The sequence below is a fragment of the Agromyces neolithicus genome, from assembly GCF_039529735.1.
In the GTDB taxonomy this organism is placed as follows: domain Bacteria; phylum Actinomycetota; class Actinomycetes; order Actinomycetales; family Microbacteriaceae; genus Agromyces; species Agromyces neolithicus.
This window is the reverse complement of record NZ_BAAANJ010000006.1, coordinates 84,145-105,316: the sequence shown is the minus strand read 5'-3', so window position 1 is coordinate 105,316 and position 21,172 is coordinate 84,145. Positions and strand designations below refer to the sequence as shown.

21 protein-coding genes are annotated in these 21,172 nt (G+C 71.0%); 12 read left to right on the top strand and 9 right to left on the bottom strand.

All coding sequences use genetic code 11. From position 1 onward, the window contains the following. Positions 1 to 8: 8 nt before the first annotated feature. On the bottom strand, positions 9 to 1,322 hold the full coding sequence (locus ABD164_RS09350; RefSeq protein ID WP_344295616.1) for an APC family permease: 1,314 nt from the start codon (positions 1,320 to 1,322) through the stop codon (positions 9 to 11). Positions 1,323 to 1,421: 99 nt separating this feature from the next. Between ABD164_RS09350 and ABD164_RS09345 the strand changes: the two genes are divergently transcribed. From ABD164_RS09345 to ABD164_RS09335, 3 genes are all read left to right on the top strand, one after another. Next, positions 1,422 to 1,916, top strand: coding sequence for a YbaK/EbsC family protein (locus ABD164_RS09345; protein ID WP_344295615.1), 495 nt, complete (start codon positions 1,422 to 1,424; stop codon positions 1,914 to 1,916). Next, the gene (locus ABD164_RS09340) at positions 1,913 to 2,485 is read left to right on the top strand and encodes a GNAT family N-acetyltransferase (RefSeq protein WP_344295613.1); all 573 of its coding nucleotides are present in this window, start codon (positions 1,913 to 1,915) and stop codon (positions 2,483 to 2,485) included. Before ABD164_RS09345 ends, ABD164_RS09340 begins: the two co-directional genes overlap by 4 nt. Before the next feature lie 215 nt (positions 2,486 to 2,700). Further along, entirely contained in the window at positions 2,701 to 3,285 is a 585-nt protein-coding gene (locus ABD164_RS09335; RefSeq protein ID WP_344295612.1) for a helix-turn-helix domain-containing protein, read from the top strand. Between the two features lie 12 nt (positions 3,286 to 3,297). Here ABD164_RS09335 and galK read toward each other — a convergent pair whose 3' ends face one another. Both galK and galT read right to left on the bottom strand, forming a co-directional pair. Next, the gene (galK, locus tag ABD164_RS09330) at positions 3,298 to 4,461 is read right to left on the bottom strand and encodes a galactokinase (protein ID WP_344295611.1); all 1,164 of its coding nucleotides are present in this window, start codon (positions 4,459 to 4,461) and stop codon (positions 3,298 to 3,300) included. After that, positions 4,458 to 5,540: a galactose-1-phosphate uridylyltransferase gene (gene galT / locus ABD164_RS09325; RefSeq protein WP_344295871.1), complete on the bottom strand. Its 1,083-nt coding sequence runs from the start codon at positions 5,538 to 5,540 to the stop codon at positions 4,458 to 4,460. Before galT ends, galK begins: the two co-directional genes overlap by 4 nt. 158 nt (positions 5,541 to 5,698) lie before the next feature. On the opposite strand from galT, the gene ABD164_RS09320 reads away from it, so the two are divergent. Beyond that, positions 5,699 to 6,520 (top strand): DeoR/GlpR family DNA-binding transcription regulator, encoded by an 822-nt coding sequence (locus ABD164_RS09320; protein ID WP_344295609.1) that lies wholly within the window; start codon positions 5,699 to 5,701, stop codon positions 6,518 to 6,520. Between the two features lie 17 nt (positions 6,521 to 6,537). Further along, the gene (locus ABD164_RS09315) at positions 6,538 to 7,470 is read left to right on the top strand and encodes an aldose 1-epimerase family protein (protein ID WP_344295608.1); all 933 of its coding nucleotides are present in this window, start codon (positions 6,538 to 6,540) and stop codon (positions 7,468 to 7,470) included. A gap of 9 nt (positions 7,471 to 7,479) precedes the next feature. Here the strand turns inward: ABD164_RS09315 and ABD164_RS09310 are convergent, their stop codons facing one another. Beyond that, positions 7,480 to 8,655 carry a MarP family serine protease gene (locus ABD164_RS09310; RefSeq protein ID WP_344295606.1) on the bottom strand — a complete coding sequence of 392 codons (1,176 nt, stop codon included), beginning with the start codon at positions 8,653 to 8,655 and terminating at the stop codon, positions 7,480 to 7,482. A gap of 187 nt (positions 8,656 to 8,842) precedes the next feature. Here ABD164_RS09310 and sigK point away from each other — a divergent pair, with 187 nt between their 5' ends. The 3 genes from sigK (at position 8,843) to ABD164_RS09295 (ending at position 11,396) form a co-directional block, all read left to right on the top strand. Further along, positions 8,843 to 9,436 carry an ECF RNA polymerase sigma factor SigK gene (gene sigK, locus ABD164_RS09305; RefSeq protein ID WP_344295870.1) on the top strand — a complete coding sequence of 198 codons (594 nt, stop codon included), beginning with the start codon at positions 8,843 to 8,845 and terminating at the stop codon, positions 9,434 to 9,436. Further along, on the top strand, positions 9,433 to 10,242 hold the full coding sequence (locus tag ABD164_RS09300) for an anti-sigma factor (RefSeq protein ID WP_344295604.1): 810 nt from the start codon (positions 9,433 to 9,435) through the stop codon (positions 10,240 to 10,242). The genes sigK and ABD164_RS09300 overlap by 4 nt, the downstream gene beginning before the upstream one ends. A gap of 104 nt (positions 10,243 to 10,346) precedes the next feature. Next, on the top strand, positions 10,347 to 11,396 hold the full coding sequence (locus ABD164_RS09295; protein ID WP_344295603.1) for an LLM class F420-dependent oxidoreductase: 1,050 nt from the start codon (positions 10,347 to 10,349) through the stop codon (positions 11,394 to 11,396). Between the two features lie 105 nt (positions 11,397 to 11,501). On the opposite strand, the gene ABD164_RS09290 is transcribed toward ABD164_RS09295, so the two are convergent. Continuing rightward, positions 11,502 to 12,665: a hypothetical protein gene (locus ABD164_RS09290; RefSeq protein WP_344295602.1), complete on the bottom strand. Its 1,164-nt coding sequence runs from the start codon at positions 12,663 to 12,665 to the stop codon at positions 11,502 to 11,504. 162 nt (positions 12,666 to 12,827) lie between these two features. On the opposite strand from ABD164_RS09290, the gene ABD164_RS09285 reads away from it, so the two are divergent. The 4 genes from ABD164_RS09285 (at position 12,828) to ABD164_RS09270 (ending at position 16,993) form a co-directional block, all read left to right on the top strand. Then, positions 12,828 to 14,156 (top strand): sensor histidine kinase, encoded by a 1,329-nt coding sequence (locus ABD164_RS09285; RefSeq protein WP_344295601.1) that lies wholly within the window; start codon positions 12,828 to 12,830, stop codon positions 14,154 to 14,156. After that, the gene (locus ABD164_RS09280) at positions 14,153 to 14,812 is read left to right on the top strand and encodes a response regulator transcription factor (protein WP_344295600.1); all 660 of its coding nucleotides are present in this window, start codon (positions 14,153 to 14,155) and stop codon (positions 14,810 to 14,812) included. The genes ABD164_RS09285 and ABD164_RS09280 overlap by 4 nt, the downstream gene beginning before the upstream one ends. A gap of 478 nt (positions 14,813 to 15,290) precedes the next feature. Next, entirely contained in the window at positions 15,291 to 15,929 is a 639-nt protein-coding gene (locus ABD164_RS09275) for a DNA-directed RNA polymerase subunit beta (protein ID WP_344295598.1), read from the top strand. A 176-nt stretch (positions 15,930 to 16,105) separates the two neighbouring features. Further along, entirely contained in the window at positions 16,106 to 16,993 is an 888-nt protein-coding gene (locus ABD164_RS09270; RefSeq protein WP_344295597.1) for an aminodeoxychorismate lyase, read from the top strand. Positions 16,994 to 17,091: 98 nt separating this feature from the next. Here the strand turns inward: ABD164_RS09270 and pstB are convergent, their stop codons facing one another. The 4 genes from pstB to ABD164_RS09250 form a co-directional block, all read right to left on the bottom strand. Then, positions 17,092 to 17,871 (bottom strand): phosphate ABC transporter ATP-binding protein PstB, encoded by a 780-nt coding sequence (gene pstB, locus ABD164_RS09265; RefSeq protein ID WP_344295595.1) that lies wholly within the window; start codon positions 17,869 to 17,871, stop codon positions 17,092 to 17,094. A 24-nt stretch (positions 17,872 to 17,895) separates the two neighbouring features. Beyond that, positions 17,896 to 18,990, bottom strand: a complete 1,095-nt coding sequence (pstA, locus tag ABD164_RS09260) for a phosphate ABC transporter permease PstA (RefSeq protein ID WP_344295594.1) — start codon at positions 18,988 to 18,990, stop codon at positions 17,896 to 17,898. Then, a complete protein-coding gene (gene pstC, locus ABD164_RS09255; protein WP_344295593.1) occupies positions 18,990 to 19,925 on the bottom strand; it encodes a phosphate ABC transporter permease subunit PstC in 936 nt (311 codons plus the stop codon). Before pstC ends, pstA begins: the two co-directional genes overlap by 1 nt. Before the next feature lie 97 nt (positions 19,926 to 20,022). After that, on the bottom strand, positions 20,023 to 21,114 hold the full coding sequence (locus ABD164_RS09250) for a phosphate ABC transporter substrate-binding protein PstS (protein WP_344295591.1): 1,092 nt from the start codon (positions 21,112 to 21,114) through the stop codon (positions 20,023 to 20,025). Positions 21,115 to 21,172 lie beyond the last annotated feature (58 nt).

Below are 21,172 nucleotides of genomic sequence, written 5' to 3'. Positions count from 1 at the left end.
CGGCCAGCCTAGCGCCGGCGTCGGCGGCGAATGCCTCCGACGATGAGGCGGCCGAGTGCCCCAGCCGCGAACACCGCGAGCCCGATGCCGATCGACACGGGCGGCAGGGTGGCGACGAGCACGACGCATCCGATCGCGCCTGCCGCCGACAGTGCGCGCGGCACTCGACGCTCGGCAGGTGGCTGCGTGATCGCCGACAGGTTGGCGATCAGGTAGTAGCAGAGCACCCCGAACGAGCTGAATCCGATCGCCTCGCGAAGGTCGACGGCGAGCACGAGCACGATGATAGCGGCGCCCGTCACGAGTTCGGCGACGTACGGCGAGGCGGTTCGCGGATGCACCGCGGCGAGCCGCGCCGGCAATTCACGATCGCGCGCCATGGCGAGTTCGGTTCGGGCGATGCCGGCGATGAGCACGAGCAGCGACCCGAGCGCGGCGACACCGGCGGCGACCCGAACGACGGGCTCGGCCCAGCCCCACCCGGCTGCCGCGACGACGTCGACGAGCGGTGCGCCCGAGGCGGCGAGCACTCGTGGGCCGAGGGCGACGAGGGCGGCTGAACCGACGGCGACGTACACCGTGATGACGACCGCGAACGCGATGCCGATCGCCCGGGGGATCGTGCGCGAGGGCTCGCGGACCTCTTCGCCGAGCGTCGCGATGCGTGCGTAGCCCGCAAAGGCGAAGAACAAGAGCGCGGCCGACTGCAGGATGCCGTACGCAGTACCGGTCACTCCCGGCGCGATCGGCGGCATCACTGACTCCCCGTCGATCGTGCTGAATCCGGCGTCGGCACCCTGACTGGAGTTCCCAGCGACGAAGCCCGCGACGATGACTACGACGAGCACCGCGAGCACTACGGCGACGAGCGCTGCGCCGACCCGCGCCGTGCGGGTCACGCCCAACAGGTTCACGCCGACGAGCACGACGACCCCGGCAACGGCGACCGGCCGCTGCCACGCGTCCGGCACGAGGTAGGCGGCCGCCGTGAGGGCCATGGCCGCGCAACTCGCGGTCTTGCCGACCACGAACCCCCAGCCCGCGAGGAACCCATGCCACTCGCCGAGTTGTTCGCGTCCGTAGCGGTAGGCGCCGCCCGACTCGGGGTAGCGCACCGCGAGCTGCGCGGTCGAGGCGGCATTCGCGAGCGCGACGAACGCGGCGATCGCGAGGCCGACGATGAGCCCCGCCCCGGCAGCCTGTGCGGCCGGCGCCCAGACGGCGAAGACGCCGGCTCCGATCATCGCAGCAAGCCCGATCGCCACGGCGTCGCCGAGTCCGAGCCGTCGGGCGAGGCGGTCATGCGGTGCGGCTGCGGTCACGACCGCACCTTAGCCGACGCGGGTTGCGGGTCGGTGGAGGGCGCTCGCGGCGGGATGCCGTCGGCACTCGAGCCAGGCGCCCGATCGTAGGATCGGAGCATGACCGATCCCTCGCACCCCGCCGTCGACCGGGTCGCCGAAGCCCTGGCCCGGCACGGCCTCGACCCCGAGATCCTCTGGTTCGACGACGCTGTGACCACTGCCCCACTCGCGGCAGCGGCACTCGGCATCGAGGTCGGCCAGATCGCCAACTCGCTCGTGTTCACCCTCGATGACGAGCCCATCCTGGTGCTCACGTCGGGGGCTCACCGCGTCGACACCGAGTGGCTCGGCGCAGAGCTCGGCGGCATCATCGGCCGGGCCTCGAAGGAGACGGTGAAGCACGCGACCGGCCAGGTCATCGGCGGCGTGGCTCCCGTCGGCCATCCATCCCCCGTGCGCACGATCGTCGACACCGAGCTCGCGCGGTACCCCGTGGTCTGGGCCGCCGCGGGCCACGCGAAGACCGTCTTCCCCACTTCGTTCGACGAACTCGTTCGCATCACGGGGGGCGTGCCGCGCGCGGTCGAGCCGTCGCTCGAGGCATCCGCGTGACGTCGGACCGCGTCGCGTGGCCGCGCACCGCCGGCTCGCTCGAGCTCCGTCCGCCGACGAACGACGACCTCGACCAGGTGCTCGTGTGGCGAAACCACCCCGCCGTGACCCGGTGGCTGCTGCGTACGACGGTCGACCCCGAGAGGTTCCGCGCCGCGTGGCTCGACAGCGTCGACGACCCCGACCAGCACACCGCGGTGGCCGTGCTCGACGGCGTCGTCGTCGGTACGGGATCACTCGACGTGCGCGACGGCATCGGCCAGTTCGACGGCGATGCCTGGCGGGGGGCCGAGGGCCTGCTCGGCTACCTCATCGATCCCGCGCACGCGGGACGCGGCTACGCGACCGCGATCACCAGCGCCCTGCTCGAGATCGCGTTCACCGACCTCGGCCTGCGCCGCGTCGTGGCTGAGTGCTTCGCCGAAAACGTGCCCTCGTGGCGCGTCATGGAGAAGGCGGGCATGCGCCGCGAGCAGCACGGCGTACGCGACTCGTGGCACGCCGAGCTCGGCTGGATCGACGGCTTCACCTACGCCATCCTCGCCGAGGAGTTCGCCCCGGCGCCGTGACGCCCCGCGCCTCGTCAACCCTCGAGGGAGACCGACTCGTTCAACTCCCTGCTGGCCGAACGCAGCCACGGGCGCGACCCGCTCTCCGGTGACTCCGACACTGATGCCACCTGGCATCAGTGTCGGAGTCTCGGCCGACGTCTCGCACCCAGCCGATGCGTGTCGGTGGGTGACGTGATACTGAACGCGGCGGGCTGCGGTGAGGAGGGCGGTGCATGACGAATATCGATGTCGCCGGGTTGGTGTTGCGCGTTCGCCGCAGCTGCGACCTGAGTCAGCGGGAACTCGCAGATGTCGTCGGGCTTTCCCAGTCACAGGTCGCTCGTGTCGAATCGGGATCGCGGTCTGTCGATGTCATGACGTTCGAGAAGATGCTCTCGCTCGCCGGCATGCGAATCGTCGTGGTGGACGCGGACGACGTCGAAGCAGAGCCGGTATCGTCCGACGCGGTGCGTGACCACGCAGGGCGTAGGTTGCCAGCGCATCTCGACGTTCGACCGCCGTTCGACCCTCCGCGGGCCGCCCTCGTCGACGGGTACCGGCAGCGCCCGACGCCGAAGGCCTGGTATCACCACCGGGTGCAGCGCGATCGGCGTCGCGGCGAGCTCGGCCTCGGTCCGGGCGACGATCAGCCCACGCGAGGTGAGATTGCACAGATCGAGCGCGACCTGCTGGCAACTCGCCTCGAGGCGGCGCGGCGGCAGGCGCCGGCGCGGCTCGACGACGACTGCACCTGCCTTCCCGTGTGCTGGGAGCACGCCGGTTGCGCGCCGAGTTGCGCATGCCGGTGCGAGTCGTAGCGTCTGCCGTGGTCACATGTCGCGACGCGCTCCCGCGCTCGGCCGCACGGTGAAGATAACCGGCTCGCGGAAGCCCTGTTCGGCGAACGCGGCGATCACTTCGCGCGTCACCACGGGAACCAGGGCGTCGATCATGAGCGCGATCGCCGCGCCGCCGAAGCCACCGCCGGTCATGCGGGCACCGATCGCGCCAGTGCCCTGCGCGGTGTCGACCGCGAGGTCGAGTTCGGGCACGGAGATCTCGAAGTCGTCGCGCATCGATACGTGCGACGCGTCGAGGAAGGGGCCGATCGCATCCGACCCGTGTTCGCGCAGCGTACGCACGGTGTCGAGCACGCGCTGGTTCTCGGTGACGATGTGCCGCACCCGGCGGAACGTCTCGCCGTCGAGCAACTCGCGAGCACGGTCCAGGTCGTCGACGCGCACCTCGCGCAGCGATTCGACTCCGAGCATGCGGGCACCCGCCTCGCACGAGGCTCGGCGCGCCGCATACCCGCCGGTGGCGTGCGCGTGCGAGACCCGGGTGTCGATGACCAGCAGCGACAGGCCGTCGGCCTCGAGCCCGAGGGGGATCACGTCGGCGTCGAGGCTGCGGCAGTCGAGGAACACGGCGGAGTCGGGTTCGCCCAGCAGCGACGCGGTCTGGTCCATGATGCCGGTGGGGGCGCCGACAGCGCGGTTCTCGGCCAGGCGGCCGATCTTCGCGAGCGTCGGGCGGTCGAAGCCGAGACCCCAATGCTCGTCGAGTGCCAGCGCCACCGCGCACTCGATCGCCGCCGACGACGAAAGCCCCGCACCGATCGGCACGTCGGAGTCGACGTAGAGGTCGACCCCGCGCGCGTGTGCGAGGTCGGCGCCGAACTCACTGAGCGCCCAGGCCACGCCGAGCGGGTAGGCCGCCCAGCCCTCGACGGCGTCGGGCGACAGTTCGTCGATATGGATGGAGACGGCCTCGGGGTCGTGGCTCGTCGCGACGCGCAGCACCCGGTCGTCACGATCGCCGAGCGCCACGACCGTGCGACGGTCGATCGCGAAGGGGAACACGAACCCGTCGTTGTAGTCGGTGTGCTCGCCGATGAGGTTGACCCGCCCGGGCGCAGACCAGACTCCCGTGGGCCGGCGCCCGAACCACTCGGCGAACCCGTGAGCCACTCCGGCAACCGCGTCCTCGCTCATACCGTTACCCTCCCGATCGCCGTGCGAAGCGCCTCGGCCTGCGCCTCAGGGGTGACGTCCCCGATCCATGCTCCCATCGCGGCCTCCGAGCCGGCGAGGAACTTCAACTTGTCTGCGGCCCGGCGCGGGCTCGTCAGCGCCAGCATGAGCCGCACGTCGTCGCGCCGCTCGCGCACCGGCGCCTGGTGCCAGGCCGCGATGTACGGCGTGGGGGTGGCGTAGAGCAGGTCGATGCCGCGCAGCAGCCTCAGGTAGAGCGACGCGAGCTCGTCACGTTCGACGAGCGTCGTGGCCGCCAGGTCGGGCACATGCCGGTGGGGGAGCAGGTGCACCTCGATCGGCCACCGCGCCGCGAACGGCACGAACGCCGTCCAGTGCTCGCCCGTGAGCAGCACCCGCGGGCCGCTGCGCTCGCGCTCGACGAGGTCGGCGAAGAGGCCGGGGCCGTAGGCGTCGATCGAGGCGAGCAGCCGCTCGGTGCGCGGCGTCACGTAGGGGTAGGCGTAGATCTGGCCGTGCGGGTGGCCCAGGGTCACGCCGATCTCACGGCCGCGATTCTCGAACGGGAACACCTGTTCGACGCCGGGCAGCGCCGACAGCGCCGCGGTGCGCTGCGCCCACGCCTCGATGACGGTGCGCGCCCGCGAGACGGTCTGCGTGCCGAACGAGCCCTCGTGCTCGGGGCTGAAGCACACGACTTCGCAGCGCCCCACCGAGGTATGGGTGCGCTCGAGCCCGACCTCGCGCAGCGACGCGAGTGCGCTCGGCGCGCCCGGTTCAGCCAGTGACGGCCCGAATGACGGCGATCGGTTCTCGAAGACCGCGACGTCGTAGTCTCCCGGGATCTCGGAGGGGTTGCCGGGCGACTGCGGCGCCAGCGGGTCGAGGTTCGCGGGCGGCAGCACGACGCGGTTCTGTCGTGCCGCCGCGATCGAGACCCACTCGCCGGTCAACAGGTCCTGCCGCATCTCTGCGGTCGCCGGACGCGGGTCGAGCGTGCGGGAGTCGACCGCGCGCTCGCCCGTGAGCGCCGTGTCGGCGTCGTCGAAGTAGATGAGCTCGCGGCCGTCGGCGAGCATCGTCGGGTGCACCGCGATGCGCGGGTCGATTTCGAGCGCGGATGCCGCGGCAACGGCCTCGGTCGTGTCGTTCACGTCGCACACGATACGCGACTTTCGTTTTGCAAACAAGCGAGTTTCGTATTGCAAAGCTGGCGCGCAGAGGAGATCATGGCCGTATGACCGACGCCGGGCCGACGACCCCGCAGCACGACGCACCGCGTCGCCGCGAGCTCGCCCTCGCGCTCGTCGCCGAACGCGGGTTCGTGCGGGTCGCCGAGCTCAGCCGCGCGTTCGGCGTGACCACCGTCACGGCGCGGGCCGACCTCGACGCACTCGAACGCCAGGGCGCCATCCGCCGGGTCCACGGCGGCGCGGTGCCCGCGACATCCGTCATCGGTGCCGACCGGCCCGAGCGGGAGCCGAGCTTCGAGGAGGCCCTCGAGGCGTCGGTCGAGCCGAAGCGGCGCATCGGCGAGCACGTCGCCTCGCTCGTGAAAAGCGGGCAGAGCCTGATCCTCGATGTCGGCACGACGACGCTGCAGGTCGCCCGGGCGCTGCGGCGTCGCGACGACCTCGCCGACGTCGTGATCTTCACGAACGGCCTCTCGATCGCGCTCGAACTCGAGCCCGAGATCCCGCGCTTCCAGGTCGTCGTCACGGGCGGAACCCTGCGCCCGCGCCAGCACTCGCTCGTCGACCCGCTCGCCGCGTCGATGCTGCGCGACGTGCACGTCGACCTCGCGGTCATCGGCTGCAACGGCGTCGACCTCGCGCACGGAGTGACCAACGCGAACCTTCCTGAGGCCGCCGTGAAGTCGCTCATGCTGGCGCGTGCGGCGAGGGCCGTCGTCGTCGCCGACGGCACGAAGATCGGGGAGGTGCACCTCGGCCGGGTCGCCCCGGTCGACGCCTTCGATGCACTCGTGACCGATGCCTCGGCGCCGAGGGCGATCGTCGCCGAGCTCGAGGACGCCGGGCTCGCAGTGACGTGCGCCTGAGACCCTAGAGTGGAGGAATGAGCGTACCCACGGGCGAGCAGTTCGTCCTCGAGACGTCGACCGCGAGCGGGGACATCCAAGCGACCATCACCGCCGTCGCAGCCGGCATCCGCACCCTCAGCATCAACGGCATCGACCTCGTGCCGGCGTACGGCGAAGACCAGTCGCCGCCGTCGGGCGCCGGCATCGTGCTGGTGCCGTGGCCCAACCGCATCCGCGACGGCCGGTGGAGCCACGACGGAGTCGACCACCAGCTCGCGATCACCGAGCCCAAGTACCACAACGCCATCCACGGGCTGCTGCGATACACCGAATACACCGCCATCTCGCGCGAGCGCGACTCGGTCACCCTGTCGGCGCGCATCTACCCGCAGCTCGGCTACCCGTTCCTGCTCGGCACCGCCGTGCACTACGAGCTCGTCGCCGACGGGCTGCGCGTCACGCACTTCATCGAGAACCTCGGCGCCGACTCTGCCCCCGTCGCGATCGGCACGCACCCGTTCCTCAAGATCGGCGGTGTCCCCACGGCAGATCTCACCCTGCGCCTCGACGCAGCGAGCCACATCGAGGTCGACGACCGGCTGCTCCCGACCGGCGAGGTGCCCGTCGACGGCACCGAATGGGACTTCCGCGAAGGTCGCCGAGTCGGCGACGTCTCGCTCGATGACGCGTTCGGCGAGCTCTCGGGCGACGAGGGGTTCGTCGAGCACACGCTCACAGCGCCCGACGGGCGCAGCGTCTCTATCTGGGCCGACGACGAGTTCGGCTATGTGCAGGTCTACACGACGCGCGCGTTCCCCGGCGAAGACGGCGACGTGGCGATCGCCATCGAGCCGATGACCGCTCCTGCCGAGGCGTTCAACTCCGAGCGCGGGCTGCGCTGGCTCGGCCCGGGCGAGCAGTGGGAACTGAGCTGGGGCATCCGCTTCGCGGGCTTCAGCGCCGGCTGAGCTCCGGCGTCACCGCACGCACGTCCCCGAGCCGACCGCCGCGTCGAGTGCGGGCGCGGCGTCGGCGAGCGGCGTCAGCGTCGACACCGGGATCGCGAACCCGACGAGGTCAGACGTGTCGGAGCGCGCGAAGACGACGCCGGCCACCTCGCCGTCCTGCGACAGTACGGGCCCGCCCGAGTTGCCGTGGTCGACATCGGCCGAGAGTGTGACGATCTCGCGGGTCGACGACGACCCGTCGGTCGCGATCGTGAGCGGTCCGCTCGCCGCGACGCGCCCCGGACGCAGCTCGAGCGGCCCGCCGAACGGGTAGCCGGCGACCGCGACGTCGTCGCCTATCGCAGGCTCGTCGATGGTGAGCGGCGGTGTCGCGAGCCCGTCGACGGCGATGAGGGCGAGGTCGTTCTCGGGGTCGAACGCCACGACCCGCCCCGGGAGGGCCGGCTGGCCGGGCGCCTCGACGATGGGTTCGGTGACGCCGGCGACGACGTGCGCGTTGGTGACCACACGATCGGATGCCACGACGAAGCCGCTGCCCGACAGGTTGCTGCCGCACTCGAAGGCGTTTCCGGTGATGCGCACCACCGACTGCGAGGCCTCGGCGAGGGCTGCCGTGTCGACCGGGCCGGTCGGCGGCTCACCCGCGACATTCGGGGCGTCGAGCACGTCGACGAGCCACGGGATGGCCTCGCCGAGCGCGGCCGTGCGCAGCTGTGCGAGCAGCGACCGGGTGGGCGCCGGGGTGACCGTGTCGAGGGTCTGCAGCACGCGCGAGCCCGCGACCGCGGGCGAGAGCACGGGCACGCCCATCGCCGAGACGCCCGAAGCGACGAGGGTGACGACGAACGCGGTGACGAGCAGGTTGCCGATCGAGCCGAGCACGCGGTCGAGCGTGCCGAGCTTCACCGCGTGGGCGCCGGTGCGCAGCGCACGGCCGATGATCGCGCCGAGCCAGGCGCCGAGCCCGAGCAGCACGAGTGCCGAGGCGATCGCGGTGGGCGCCCGCCAGTCGGGCCAGGGCACGAGCGAGGCGACCCACGGCATCACGAAATACGAGGCGATCGCACCGGCGATGAGTCCGATGAGGCCCGCGGCGGTGCGCAGCAGGCCCGACCGCCAGCCGTTGACGATCGCGCCGATGAAGACGAGCACGAGCACGATGTCGAGCGCGAGGCTCCAGCCCATGTGCGGCTCCGTTCGATCGACCAGCGGGAAACCCCCAGCCTGCGGCATCCGACTTCGAGAGTGCTGAATGCGCCGCGCGACCCGTTCGAATCGGGGCACCCGACCAATCGAACGGGGCGTCGGCGTCGAATCACTCATCGACCCGAGAAAGCAGGACCCCGTGCTCACCCTCGCCCTCGACTCTGACATGCTTGGAGTCGTGGTCGACGGCGGCGGGACACCCGCACCCGCACCGGCGCCGACTCCCGACGAACTGCTCGCTCGGGTCGGAATCGGTGACCGGGAGGCGTTCGCCGCGCTCTACGACGTCACCGCTGCGCGGGTCTTCGGGCTTGTGCGGCGGCTCGTGGTCGATCCGGCGCAGGCTGAAGAGGTGACGCAAGACGTGTATCTCGAGATCTGGCAGACCGCACCTCGGTTCGATGCGGGCCGCGGCAGCGCGCTCTCCTGGATGTTCACGCTCGCTCACCGGCGCGCGGTCGACCGCATCCGCGCGGCTCAGGCCGCCCACGACCGTGACCTGCGCATCGGCGCCCGCGATCTCGACGTCCCCGTCGACACTGTTGCCGAGACGGTCGAGGTGCGGGTCGAGCACGAGCGCGTCCACGAGGCGCTCGCCGACCTCACCCAGCTGCAGCGCGAGTGCGTGACGCTCGCCTATTACGAAGGACTCACGCAGCGCGAGATCTCGGAGCGTCTCGAAGGTCCCCTGGGTACGGTGAAGACTCGACTGCGCGACGGCATGATCCGGCTGAGATCCGCGCTGGGGGTGACGACATGACCGGCGGTGACGACATGACCGAGCCGCGAGACCACGACCGCGAGCACGACCGCGAGCACGACGACGAACGAGTCGCGCGCGATGTCGCCGCGCTCGAGGCGATGCACGAACTCGCCGCGGCGCATGCGCTCGACGCGCTCGACGCCGAGGAGCGCGCCGCGTTCGAGGCCGCGGCCGCCGCGTCGCCCCAACTGCGCGCCGAGGCCGACTCCTATGCCGAGTCGGCCGCGGTGCTCGGCGCGCTCGCCGAACCGGTCGAGCCGCCGCCGGGCCTCAAGCAGCGGCTCGTGGCGCAACTCGACGGGCTGCCCCAGCAGCAGCCGGCATCGCGCGCGCTGGCGCACGCCCGCCGCCGCTGGTTCGAACGCCCGGGTGCGATCCTCGGAGCGGCCGCCGCGGCGATCATCCTGATCGCGGGCGTCGTCATCGGCGTCGGATGGCCCGGCCCCAACGGCTGGGGCGCGCAGCTCGAGATGGCGGCGATCGCCGCGGCACCCGATGCGCGGTCGCAGACGCACGAGGTCGCGGGCGGCGGCGAGATCACGCTCGTCTCATCGGCCGAGCGGGGACGCTCGGGCGTGGTCGTCTCGGGCCTGCCCGAGCTCGCCGCCGACCAGACCTACGAGCTCTGGTACCTCGACGACTCGGGTGCGGCATCGGCCGGCACGTTCGACGTCTCGGGCGACGAGACGCGGCGCGTGCTCGAGGGGGAGTTCATCCCGGGCGTCGCCGTCGGCGTCACCGTCGAACCCGCGGGCGGTTCGCCGCAACCCACCACCGAACCGATCGTCGTCATCCCGACGTAGTCGACGGCCCACAAACGGATGTCCCGGCCGCGACCTGCTCGGATAGGGTCTGAGTGCTCGCGGCCGATCTGCCGGGGCACCCCATCACACGACGAGGAGTGACGATGCGCGTCGGCATGTTCCTGAACTACGCGGGCGGATTCCGCGAGGCGGCCGACGAGGTCGCCGAACTCGAACAGGCGGGCGTCGACCGCATCGCGGTGCCCGAGGCGTACTCGTTCGACGCGGTCAGCCAGCTCGGTTTCCTCGCTGCGCGCACGTCGAAGATCACCCTGGCGTCGGGCATCCTGCAGCTCTACACCCGCACGCCGACGCTCACGGCGATGACGGCGGCGGGACTCGACTACGTCTCCGACGGGCGGTTCGAGCTCGGCATCGGGGCATCCGGGCCGCAGGTCATCGAGGGCTTCCACGGCGTGCGCTACGACGCGCCGCTCGGCCGCACGCGCGAGATCATCGAGATCTGCCGCATGACGTGGCGGCGCGAGCCGGTGGTGCACCACGGCTCGAAATACCACATCCCGCTGCCCGCGGGCGAGGGTACCGGACTCGGCAAGCCGCTGAAGCTCATCAACCACCCCGTGCGCGAGCGCATCCCCATCACGATCGCCGCGCTCGGCCAGAAATCGGTCGAGCAGACCGCCGAGATCGCCGAGGGCTGGATGCCGATGTTCTTCCACCCTGAGCGCGCCGCGGGGGTCTGGGGCGAAGCCCTCGCGGCCGGCGCGGCGAAACGGGCACCCGAGCTGGGGCCGCTCGACGTCTTCGCGAGCCCCGCGCTCGCCATCACCGAGAAGCCCGAGCTCGCGGCGGGCGCGCTCGCGTCGGTCAAGCCCAACCTCGCGCTCTACATCGGCGGCATGGGCGCCCGCGGCAAGAACTTCTACAACGACCTCATCGCGAGCTACGGCTTCGAAGCCGAGGCCGCCGTTATCCAGGATCTCTACCTCTCTGGCCGCCGCGACGAGGCGATCGCCGCGGTGCCCGACGAGCTCGTGCGGGCGATCTCGCTCATCGGTCCGGCCTCGTACGTCGCCGAGCGCGTGGCGGCGTTCGCCGAGGCCGGGGTCACCACCCTCAACGTGACCCCGCTCGCGCGGTCGTCGGCCGAGCGCGTCGCGCTCATGTCGGGGTTCCGCCGCCTCATCGGCTGACGCGTCCATCGGACGCCGAATCGAGTGGGCACTCGTCGTCCTGAAGACGACCGAATGCGGACGACGAGCGCCCACTCGATGGGGAGATGTTCGCGGCGGCCCCCCTCAGCGAGCCGCGTCCCCGGTGGTGTCGCCGCGCCGCCAGGCCGCGTACGCCCAGACCGCGAGTGCCAGCATCGGGCCCCAGAACCACATCGGCAGCACGAGGTCGAACACGATGATCTCGCCGAATGACTCCGCGTCGAGCGACACGAGGAACAACGGCACCGCCGAGATCGTGATCACACTCGCCGCGGCGAACCCGGGCACGACGGCGAGTCGTGCCGGTACCGATCGGCCGCCGATGCGGGGCATCCAGGCCGGGAACTCGCGGCCCCACGGCAGGATCAGGCCGAGCGTCAGGAGAATCGCTGCCACTGCGCCGGCGCCGAGCATGAGACCGGTCGTGAGCATGGCCGGGTCGAGCTCGTCGCTCGCGGGGGCGAACAGCGGCCAGGGGGTGAGCCAGCTCGCTCGCATGACCGCGTACGGCAGCGGGCCGAGCGCAGCGAGCACGGTGAGTGCGCGTCGGTGCCGCACGAGCGAGCCCTCGAAACGGCGCACCTCGCGGGTGGTGCGGCCCGCGAGGATCGCCATCGCCGTCCACGAGAGCACGGCGGCGACAGAGACGGCCGAGATGAGCACGAGCACGCCGTTGGCGGCGAGCGCTGCACCGAACTTCGTGAGGAAGGTCGTCACCCCGGTCCAGGTGAGTCCCGCCGACCAGACCGCGATGCCGACGAGCGCTGCGAGCAGTGCGAGCAGCGGCACGCCGAGTCGGGGCGCCCGCACGACGAGCACGGCGGTCGTCACGATGCCGGCGACGACTGCGGCGAAGCCGAACAGGTAGCCGGCGAAGGTGATCGTGCCGGCGTCGCCGAGCACCAACGTCACAGCGAGGGCGCAGAACGCGGCCGCGCCGGCGATGAGCGGGGCCCGCCGGGCGAGCGCTCCGGGGGCCGCTGCAGCCACGGCGACGACGAGGCCGACCGCGCCGGTCGCGACGACGGTCGCCGCGAACTGCGCGGGGCCGAGCAGGGCGCTCGCGGGGCTCTGCGACGTCGCGGTCGCGAACGGGTTCGACTCGGGCACGAGCCACCAGGTGAGCCCGAACGCCGCGATCGCCGCGGAGGCGAGCAGGGCGAGCACGGCGACCGCGCGCGGCGATCGCGTGCGCGGTTCCGGGGGCGACGCCATGGAACCGGTGGCCTGTCGACGGACGGACGTCATCGTGATGCTCCTCTTCATTCGCTCGGGCGAGGCCGCCGTTCGGCGACCGCTCGGCGGGACCGGGTTCGGCCCGCACCGGTCAGCCTCCCCGCACGGCGCACGTCCTCGCCTCACCCGTGCGGGTGACCCGACTGGCACGGCACGGCCGGTAGCGTGGGGCCGATGACAGCTGCCACGACCGCGCCGGCATCGGCGGGCCCGACCCTCGCCGACTGGGCGTGGGCCGCCGTGGCGGCGGCCGCACTGCTGCCGTTCACCGTCGTCGAGGTGTTCGACGAGGCGGGCTCGGGCGGGGTCGCATGGTCGGTCATCGTCCTCTCGCTTTACGGCCTGCTGCACCTCGCCGTCGCCGTTCGGCGGCAGTGGCCGCGCACGGCGATCGTCGCCGCGTCCGTCATCATGCTGGGACTCGCGGTCGCGAGCCTCCCGGGCATGCCCGGTCTGGCTGTGCTGCAGGCGAGTTCGCTCGTCTACCTCGCCTTCGTCTATGCGGCCGCGGCGAGCGACGACCGGCTCGCCGGGGTCGCCGCGCTCGTCTTCGGGCTCGTCGGCGCCGGCCTCACCACAGCGACGGTGTTTCTCTCGGGTCGGGGAAGCGACGCGGCGATGGTCGCGAGCCCCGGGGCGGTGCTCGCGTTGTTCGGTTCGCTGGCGGGCGGCATCGGCGCAGCCTGGGCGCTCGGCCGGTACCGGCGCGAGACGCTCCGCAAGCGAGCGGCGCAACAGCTCGCGATCGCGCAGGCCGCCGAGCTGCGGCTGCAGGGCGAGCTGCGCACCGTCGCCGAGGAGCGCCGCCGGATCGGCCGCGAGCTGCACGACGTCATCGCGCACTCGCTCGCCGTGATGGTCGCGCAAGCCGAGGCGTCGCGGCTGCTCGTCGGGCGCGACGACGACCGCGCTCGCGGCGCCATCGAGCATGTCGTCGCGACCGGGCGCGCCGCGATGGCCGACATGCGAGGGCTGCTCGGGGCGCTCGCCGCGGTGCCCCATGTCGGTGACGAGTCCTCGCCCGACGGGCCGGCGGCGTCGCCGGATGCTCCTGCCGACGGCGCCGGTATCGCCGCGCCGCTCGAGCCGAGTCCCGGCCTCGACGGCGTGCCTACGCTCGTCGAGCGGTCGCAGGCCCCCGGGCGCACCGCCGAGCTGATCGTCGCGGGCTCGCCCGCCGAGGTGCGGCCGGGCGTCGGCCTCACCGTCTACCGGGTGGTGCAGGAGTCGCTTACCAACACGATCAGGCACGCCCCGCCGCCGACGCATTCGCGGGTGCGGCTCGACTGGGGCGATGCGCTCACCGTCACCGTCGACGACGACGGACGCGCGGCACCCGACAGCGTCGACCGCGTCCCCGGACGGGGACTGCGCGGCATGCGCGAACGGGTCGAACAGGCGGGCGGCGGTTTCGACGCCGGCCCGAGAACCGATGCCACGGGTTGGCGCGTCGTCGCACGACTGCCGCTCACCCGTGCGGGTGCACCCGAGGAGGCGCAATGAGCGGCGCGCGCATCCGCGTCGCACTCGCCGACGACCAGGAGCTCATGCGCTCGGCCGTGGAGGTCATGCTCGAGGGGCCACCCGACCTCGAGCTGGTCGCGCAGGCCGCCGACGGCGTCGAACTTCTCGAGCGGTTGCGGGCGCGCCGCGCCGACGTCGTCGTCATGGATGTGCGGATGCCCCGGCTCGACGGCATCGAGACGACGAGGCGGGTGCGGGCGGAGCATCCTGCCACCCGGGTGCTCGTGCTGACCACCTTCGACCTCGACGAATACGTGTTCGCAGCCATCAGGGCCGGGGCGAGCGGATTCCTGACGAAGGATGCCTCTGCGGAGGAACTCGCCACGGCGATCCGCGCCGTGCACGCGGGCGACGCGACCCTCGCGCCGCGCGCGACGGCGAGCCTCGTCGACTTCGTCGCGGAGGCACCCCAGCCCGTCGATGTCGAGGCGCTGCTCGCGCCGTTCACCACGCGTGAGCGCGAGGTGCTCGCCTTGCTCGTGACCGGCGCCTCGAACGACGAGATCGCCGGGCGCCTCTACCTGACCGGCAACACCGTGAAGACGCACATCAAGGCGATCCTCGCGAAGCTCGACCTGCCCGATCGCGTGCACGTGGTGATCTGGGCATACGAACACGGGCTCGTGGCGCGGTGAGCGGGCCCTGCGGCCGCCCTCGTGCCAGCGCTCGTGGAGCGCCGCTGGTAGGGTGGTCGATGCCCCCATAGCTCAGTTGGTTAGAGCAACGGACTTCAACAGAAAATAGGAGCGTCGGCGCAGAAATGCGTCGAATGAACGCCGCTGTATGCTGGAACACCCTGAGAGCCCGAGGTACTCGCCGCAAGGCAGTGACAATCCGAGGGATTGGGCAATCAGCAGGTAACCGAGAGGGAACCTCAGAGACTATACGCGGCGCACCTGACCGGCCCGGCCGAAGGTGGTGAGATAGTCCAGACCTGCAAGCCGCGCGAGCGGTGGCTGGGGAAACCCAGTGCAGGTAGTTAATCCGTGGGTCGAGAGTTCGAGCCTCTCTGGGGGCACTGTTCGCCGGTGTCGACGTGCCCGATCGGATGTCGGTGGTCGGCACCAGAATCCGTCGGCTTGCATACAGCCCGGCGGAGTAAGGTGGCGCGCGATGGCTTCAGATTTCCACCGTCCCACTCGCTTCCCGCCCGGCATGTTCGAGGGCTATCTGGGCGCAGAAGATCCGGCGCACATCAGCCGCGTCGCGCACGACACCGCGACCGCGTTGCTGGCCCGGGTGCGCGAAGACCCCGATCCCGAGGTCGTCGCGCGGCTGGTGGCGTACACCGACGAACACGGCATCGACGCGATCGCCGAGCTCTGGTCGCACGCGTCGGCGAAGAGCCTGCCGGGCGCGCTCTGGCGCGTCTACCTGTTGCGGGCGCTCATCCGCCAAGATCCCCAAGGGCAGGCGCTCGCGTTCCAACGCGGCACCGAGGTGTCGCACACGATCGACCAGGTCGTCGCCGGCGCGGCGATCCCCGCCGGCCCCGACGAGGTCGTCGAGCTCGCCGACCGCATCCTGCACGGGCTGTTCACGGGCGATTTCGCCGTCGCACTCGATCGGGCGGCCGCGTTCGCGCGGGTGTCGGCGGCCGGGTTGGCGAGCCTGGCAGACGACGCCGATGCCTCGGACGCGACGCATCCCGAACGCTCGGCCGCGCTCACCACCCGCGCACTTCGCCTCACGCAGCTCGCCGACGAATTCGCATCGTGTGCGCGACTCTGGCGCCGCGACGCGCTCGACTGATCGATCTGCAGCCGTTCGGCTCGCTCGGGAATGCCGAGGGGGTCGACCTCGTTTACACTTGTCGAGGCCGGCCGCAGTAACCCCGGGCTCCAATATTCGCCGCTGCGAGCGGCCTCGCGCCGAGAGGCGTTCTGCGGCCGGCCTTACTCATGCCGCGGTGCCCGTAACATCGGAGCATGCCCGACACCGTCACCCTCCTCATCGAGCCGCTGCCCGCCGGCGACACCGACACCGATCTCGAGGCGACGTTCCGTGAGGTCGATGCCGCCGAGCCCGCCCTGCGCGTCGGCGAACTGTCGACCCAGCGCGGCGACGGCATCTTCGAGACGCTCGCGATCGCAGACGGCCACGCACAGGAGGCGCGCGCCCACCTCGAGCGGCTGCGCAACTCCGCGCGCATCTGCGAGCTGCCCGAGCCGAACCTGCCGCAGTGGGAGGCGGCGATCGCGCGCGCCGTCGCCGCGCTGCCGAGCAGCGGCCAGTTCGGGTTGAAGCTCGTGCTGAGTCGCGGCGTCGAACACGGCCCTGCGCCGACGGCGTGGCTGCACGCCTCGCCTGCTGCCGACTTCAGCGGCCCGCGCGAGCATGGCATTCGCGTCGTCACGCTCGACCGCGGGTACGCGCGCGATGCGGCGGCGAACGCGCCGTGGTTGCTGCTCGGTGCGAAGACGCTGAGCTATGCCACGAACATGGCTGCGCTGCGCGAGGCCAAGCGACGCGGAGCAGACGACACGATCTTCATCTCCTCAGACGGGTACGTCATGGAGGGACCGACATCGAGCGTGATCCTGCGCAGCGGCGACGTGTACTCGACGCCGGCCCCGAGCGGCGCCATCTTGCACGGCACCACGCAGCTGAGCCTCTTCGGGTACCTCGCTCGCACCGGCCGCCGCACCGAGTACCGTGACATCCCCGCGGCCGAGCTCGGCCCGGCAGATGCGATCTGGCTCGTCTCGAGTGTGCGGCTCGCCGTCGGCGTCACGGCGCTCGACGGGACATCCGTGCCCTTCGACGCCGACGCGACCCGCGAGTTCAACGCATACCTGCGGAGTCCGCGCGTCTGACGCAGCCCTGCATACGCCGCGAAACGCAGAACGGGCACCGAGATCCCCCACCTCGGTGCCCGTCGCGTGCGGCCGGCCCCTACCCGGCCGCAGCCCGGTCAGCCGAATCGGCCCGAGACGTAGTCCTCGGTGGCCTTGACCGACGGGTTCGAGAAAATCGTCGTGGTGTCGTCGTACTCGATGAGGTTGCCCGGCTTGCCGGTGCCCGCGATGTTGAAGAACGCGGTCTTGTCGCTGACGCGCGAGGCCTGCTGCATGTTGTGCGTCACGATCACGATCGTGTACTGCTGCTTCATCTCCTCGATGAGGTCCTCGATCGCGAGGGTCGAGATCGGGTCGAGCGCCGAGCATGGCTCGTCCATGAGGATGACCTCGGGCGAGACCGCGATCGCGCGGGCGATGCAGAGGCGCTGCTGCTGGCCGCCCGAAAGGCCCGAGCCCGGGCGGTCGAGGCGGTCCTTGACCTCGTTCCAGAGGTTGGCGCCCCGCAGCGACTTCTCGACGAGGTCGTCGGCGTCGGACTTCGAGATGCGGCTGTTGTTGAGCTTCACGCCCGCGAGCACGTTCTCCTTGATCGACATCGTGGGGAACGGGTTCGGTCGCTGGAACACCATGCCGACCTGGCGGCGCACGAGCACCGGGTCGACGTCGGCGTCGTAGAGGTTGTTGCCGTCGATGAGCACCTCACCCTCGACGCGGGCGCCGGGGATGACTTCGTGCATGCGGTTGAGCGTGCGCAGGAACGTCGACTTGCCGCAGCCCGACGGGCCGATGAACGCGGTGACGCTGCGCGGCTCGATCTCGAGGCTGACGCCCTCGACCGCGAGGAACTTGCTGTAGTAGACGTTGAGGTCTCTGACTTCGATGCGCTTGGACACGGGTTTCCTAACTGGGCGTGCGGATCAGCGGCCGAACTTCGGTGCGAAGAAGCGGGCGACGAGTCGGGCGATGAGGTTCAGCGCCATGACGATGAGGATGAGCGTGAGGGCGGCGGCCCACGCGCGGTCGAGGTAGGCCTCGGGAGGGTTTCCCTGGTTGGCGTACTGCGTGTACACGAAGACGGGCAGCGACGACATGCGGCCGTCGAACAGGTTGTAGTTCATGCTCGCGGTGAACCCGGCCGCGATGAGCAACGGTGCGGTCTCGCCGATGACGCGGGCGATCGCGAGCGTGATGCCGGTCGTGATGCCGGCGATCGACGTGGGCAGCACGACCTTGACGATCGTCAGCCACTTGGGCACGCCGAGCGCGTAGGCCGCCTCGCGCAGCTCGTTCGGCACGAGCCGCAGCATCTCCTCGCTCGAGCGCACCACGACGGGGATCATGAGCACCGCGAGCGAGACCGCGCCGGCGATGCCGGTGCGGGTGCCCGGGCCCAAGAAGATGGAGAAGAGCGCGTACGCGAACAGGCCGGCGACGATCGACGGTATGCCGGTCATGACGTCGACGAGGAAGGTGATGCCGCGGGCGAGCCGGCCGCGACCGTACTCGACCAGGTAGATCGAGGTCATGAGGCCGATCGGGATCGAGATGATCGCCGCCGCGCCGGTGATGAGGAGCGTGCCGACGATGGCGTGCAGCACGCCGCCGCCCTCACCCGTGACGTTGCGCATCGAGTACGTGAAGAACTCCGCGTCGAACCGGGAGACGCCGTAGGTCACGACCGTGATCGTCAGTGAGATGAGCGGGATCATCGCGAGCACGAAAGCGCCGGTGACGAGGGCGGTGACCAGGCGGTCCATCGCGCGGCGCCGGCCCTCGACGAGCATCGAGAAGAGCCAGATCGACGGGATGTAGAGCAGGGCGCCCACGACGATCGCGCCGCCCCAGTTGAAGTCGCCGCCGCCGAGGGCGAGGACGCCGAAGATGGCTGCCCCCACGGCGATCGCCGCGCCGAGGATGATCCACGGCGCGGGCTTGGGCAACCGACCCGCCGTGAGCGAGTTCTCGATCGGGGCGACCATCGTGGGTTCGGGCTTGTTCGTCGTCGTGGTCATCAGTTGGCTCCCGAGAATTCCTTGCGGCGGCTGACGATCCAGCGGGCGAACGCGTTGACGACGAAGGTCACGATGAAGAGGATGAGGCCCGTCGCGATGAGCACGTTGACGTTCATGCCGTACGCCTCGGGAAAGCTGAGGGCGATGTTCGCGGCGATCGTCGAGGGGTTCACCGAGGTCAGCAGCTGGAACGTGACCGCGCCCGAGGCGGACAGCACCATGGCCACCGCCATGGTCTCGCCGAGCGCACGGCCGAGGCCGAGCACCGCCGCCGAGATGATGCCCGAGCGGCCGAACGGGAGCACCGCGGTGCGGATCATCTCCCAGCGGGTCGCGCCGAGCGCGAGCGCCGCCTCCTCGTGGAGCACGGGGGTCTGCAGGAACACCTCACGGCAGATGGCCGTCATGATGGGCAGCACCATGACGGCGAGCACGATGCCGGCGGTGAGGATCGTGCGGCCGGTGCCCGAGACGGGTCCGGCGAACAACGGGAACCAGCCGAGGTTGTCGACGAGCCAGGAGTAGAGCGGCTGGACGGCCGGGGCGAGCACGCCGATGCCCCAGAGGCCGAACACGACGGAGGGCACGGCCGCGAGCAGGTCGACGATGTACCCGAGCACCGAGGCCAGGCGACGAGGCGCGTAGTGCGAGATGAAGAGGGCGATACCGATCGAGACCGGGATGGCCATGATGAGCGCGAGCGTCGCCGCCCAGACCGTGCCGAAGACGAGCGGGCCGACGTAGGCCCAGAAGTTGGTCGGCAGGATGGAGGCGTCTTCGCTGTCTGCGAAGAAGGCCGGGAGGCTCTGCACGATCAGGAAGATCGCGACGGCTGCCAGGGTCACGAGGATCATCGACCCCGCGAAGACGGCGGAGCCGGAGAAGACCCGGTCGCCGGGCCGTTGTTTCGCCTTGATCGCGGTGGTGGTGCTCATGGGGCGCAATCCTCGGTGTCGGGTGTGGAATGGGGGACACGGCCGTGCCCGACCCCGTGTCGTTCTCGGCGAACACTCGGGGTCGGGCACGAACCTACTAGCCGATCGAGTCGATCGCAGCCGTGATCTTCTCGCGGAGCGAGTCCGAGATGGGAGCCGAGCCGGCGTCGGCCGCCGCGGCGTCCTGGCCCTCGGGGCTGGCGATGTACGAGAGGTACGACTTCACGAGCTCGACGTTCTCGGGCTCGGCGTAGGTGCCGCAGGCGATGAGGTAGCTCACGAGCACGATCGGGTAGACGCCGGCTTCGGTCGAGATGCGGTCGAGCTCGATGGCGAGGTCGCCGTCGGCGCGGCCCTCGACGAACGGCGAGGCGTCGACGATGGCGGCTGCGGCCTCGGGCGAGTACTCGACGAACTCGTCGCCGACCTGCACCGCGACGGTGCCGAGGTCACCGGCGCGTGAGGCGTCGGCGTAGCCGATGGTGCCGGTGCCGTTGGTGACGGCGTCGACGAGGCCCGAGGTGCCCTGCGCAGCCTCACCGCCCTCGAACGGCCAGACGCCGTCTGCCTCGTAGGTCCACACATCGGCGGCAGTGGCGCCGAGGTACTCGGTGAAGTTCTCGGTGGTGCCCGAGTCGTCGGAGCGGTGCACGGGCGTGATCGCCAGGTCGGGCAGGGTCGCGTCGGGGTTGGTCGCGGCGATGGCCGGGTCGTTCCAGTTGGTGATCGTGCCGGCGAAGATGCCCGCGATGGTCGCCGCGTCGAGGTTGAGCGTGTCGACGCCCTCGACGTTGAAGATCACGGCGATCGGCGAGATGTAGAGCGGCAGTTCGACGATTGTCGAGTCGGGGGCGCACTTGGCGAAGCCGCCGGCGGCGAGCTCGTCGTCCTTGAACGCACGGTCGGAGCCGGCGAAGTCGCTCGCGCCCTCGATGAAGGTCTCGCGGCCTGCGCCCGAGCCCGACGGGTCGTAGTCGATCGTGACGTCGGGGTTCGCGGTCTGGAAGCCGGCGATCCACGACTGCTGCGCGGCGTCCTGCGACGAGGCGCCTGCGCCGACGAGGTTGCCCGAGAGGCTCGAGGCGGACTCCGCGGGCGCAGCTCCGCCTTCGTTCGCGGCACAGGAGCTGAGTGCGAGTGCCGCGGTGACGGCGATGACGGCAGGCACGCCGAAACGCTTGAGGTTCACGTGAATTCCCTTCCGGGGTTCGATTGCAGGATTCTCGGGCCGGTGCCGACCCGCCTGC

Bases quoted from the DNA above. Each gene is read 5' to 3' on its own strand.
- ABD164_RS09345 (WP_344295615.1), top strand. From the start codon at position 1,422: ATGACCGATCCCTCGCACCCCGCCGTCGACCGGGTCGCCGAAGCCCTG.
- ABD164_RS09335 (WP_344295612.1), top strand. From the start codon at position 2,701: ATGACGAATATCGATGTCGCCGGGTTGGTGTTGCGCGTTCGCCGCAGC.
- galK (WP_344295611.1), bottom strand. From the start codon at position 4,461: ATGAGCGAGGACGCGGTTGCCGGAGTGGCTCACGGGTTCGCCGAGTGG.
- galT (WP_344295871.1), bottom strand. From the start codon at position 5,540: ATGCTCGCCGACGGCCGCGAGCTCATCTACTTCGACGACGCCGACACG.
- ABD164_RS09320 (WP_344295609.1), top strand. From the start codon at position 5,699: ATGACCGACGCCGGGCCGACGACCCCGCAGCACGACGCACCGCGTCGC.
- ABD164_RS09315 (WP_344295608.1), top strand. From the start codon at position 6,538: ATGAGCGTACCCACGGGCGAGCAGTTCGTCCTCGAGACGTCGACCGCG.
- ABD164_RS09310 (WP_344295606.1), bottom strand. From the start codon at position 8,655: ATGGGCTGGAGCCTCGCGCTCGACATCGTGCTCGTGCTCGTCTTCATC.
- sigK (WP_344295870.1), top strand. From the start codon at position 8,843: ATGCTTGGAGTCGTGGTCGACGGCGGCGGGACACCCGCACCCGCACCG.
- ABD164_RS09300 (WP_344295604.1), top strand. From the start codon at position 9,433: ATGACCGGCGGTGACGACATGACCGAGCCGCGAGACCACGACCGCGAG.
- ABD164_RS09295 (WP_344295603.1), top strand. From the start codon at position 10,347: ATGCGCGTCGGCATGTTCCTGAACTACGCGGGCGGATTCCGCGAGGCG.
- ABD164_RS09290 (WP_344295602.1), bottom strand. From the start codon at position 12,665: ATGACGTCCGTCCGTCGACAGGCCACCGGTTCCATGGCGTCGCCCCCG.
- ABD164_RS09285 (WP_344295601.1), top strand. From the start codon at position 12,828: ATGACAGCTGCCACGACCGCGCCGGCATCGGCGGGCCCGACCCTCGCC.
- ABD164_RS09280 (WP_344295600.1), top strand. From the start codon at position 14,153: ATGAGCGGCGCGCGCATCCGCGTCGCACTCGCCGACGACCAGGAGCTC.
- ABD164_RS09275 (WP_344295598.1), top strand. From the start codon at position 15,291: ATGGCTTCAGATTTCCACCGTCCCACTCGCTTCCCGCCCGGCATGTTC.
- ABD164_RS09270 (WP_344295597.1), top strand. From the start codon at position 16,106: ATGCCCGACACCGTCACCCTCCTCATCGAGCCGCTGCCCGCCGGCGAC.
- pstA (WP_344295594.1), bottom strand. From the start codon at position 18,990: ATGACCACGACGACGAACAAGCCCGAACCCACGATGGTCGCCCCGATC.
- pstC (WP_344295593.1), bottom strand. From the start codon at position 19,925: ATGAGCACCACCACCGCGATCAAGGCGAAACAACGGCCCGGCGACCGG.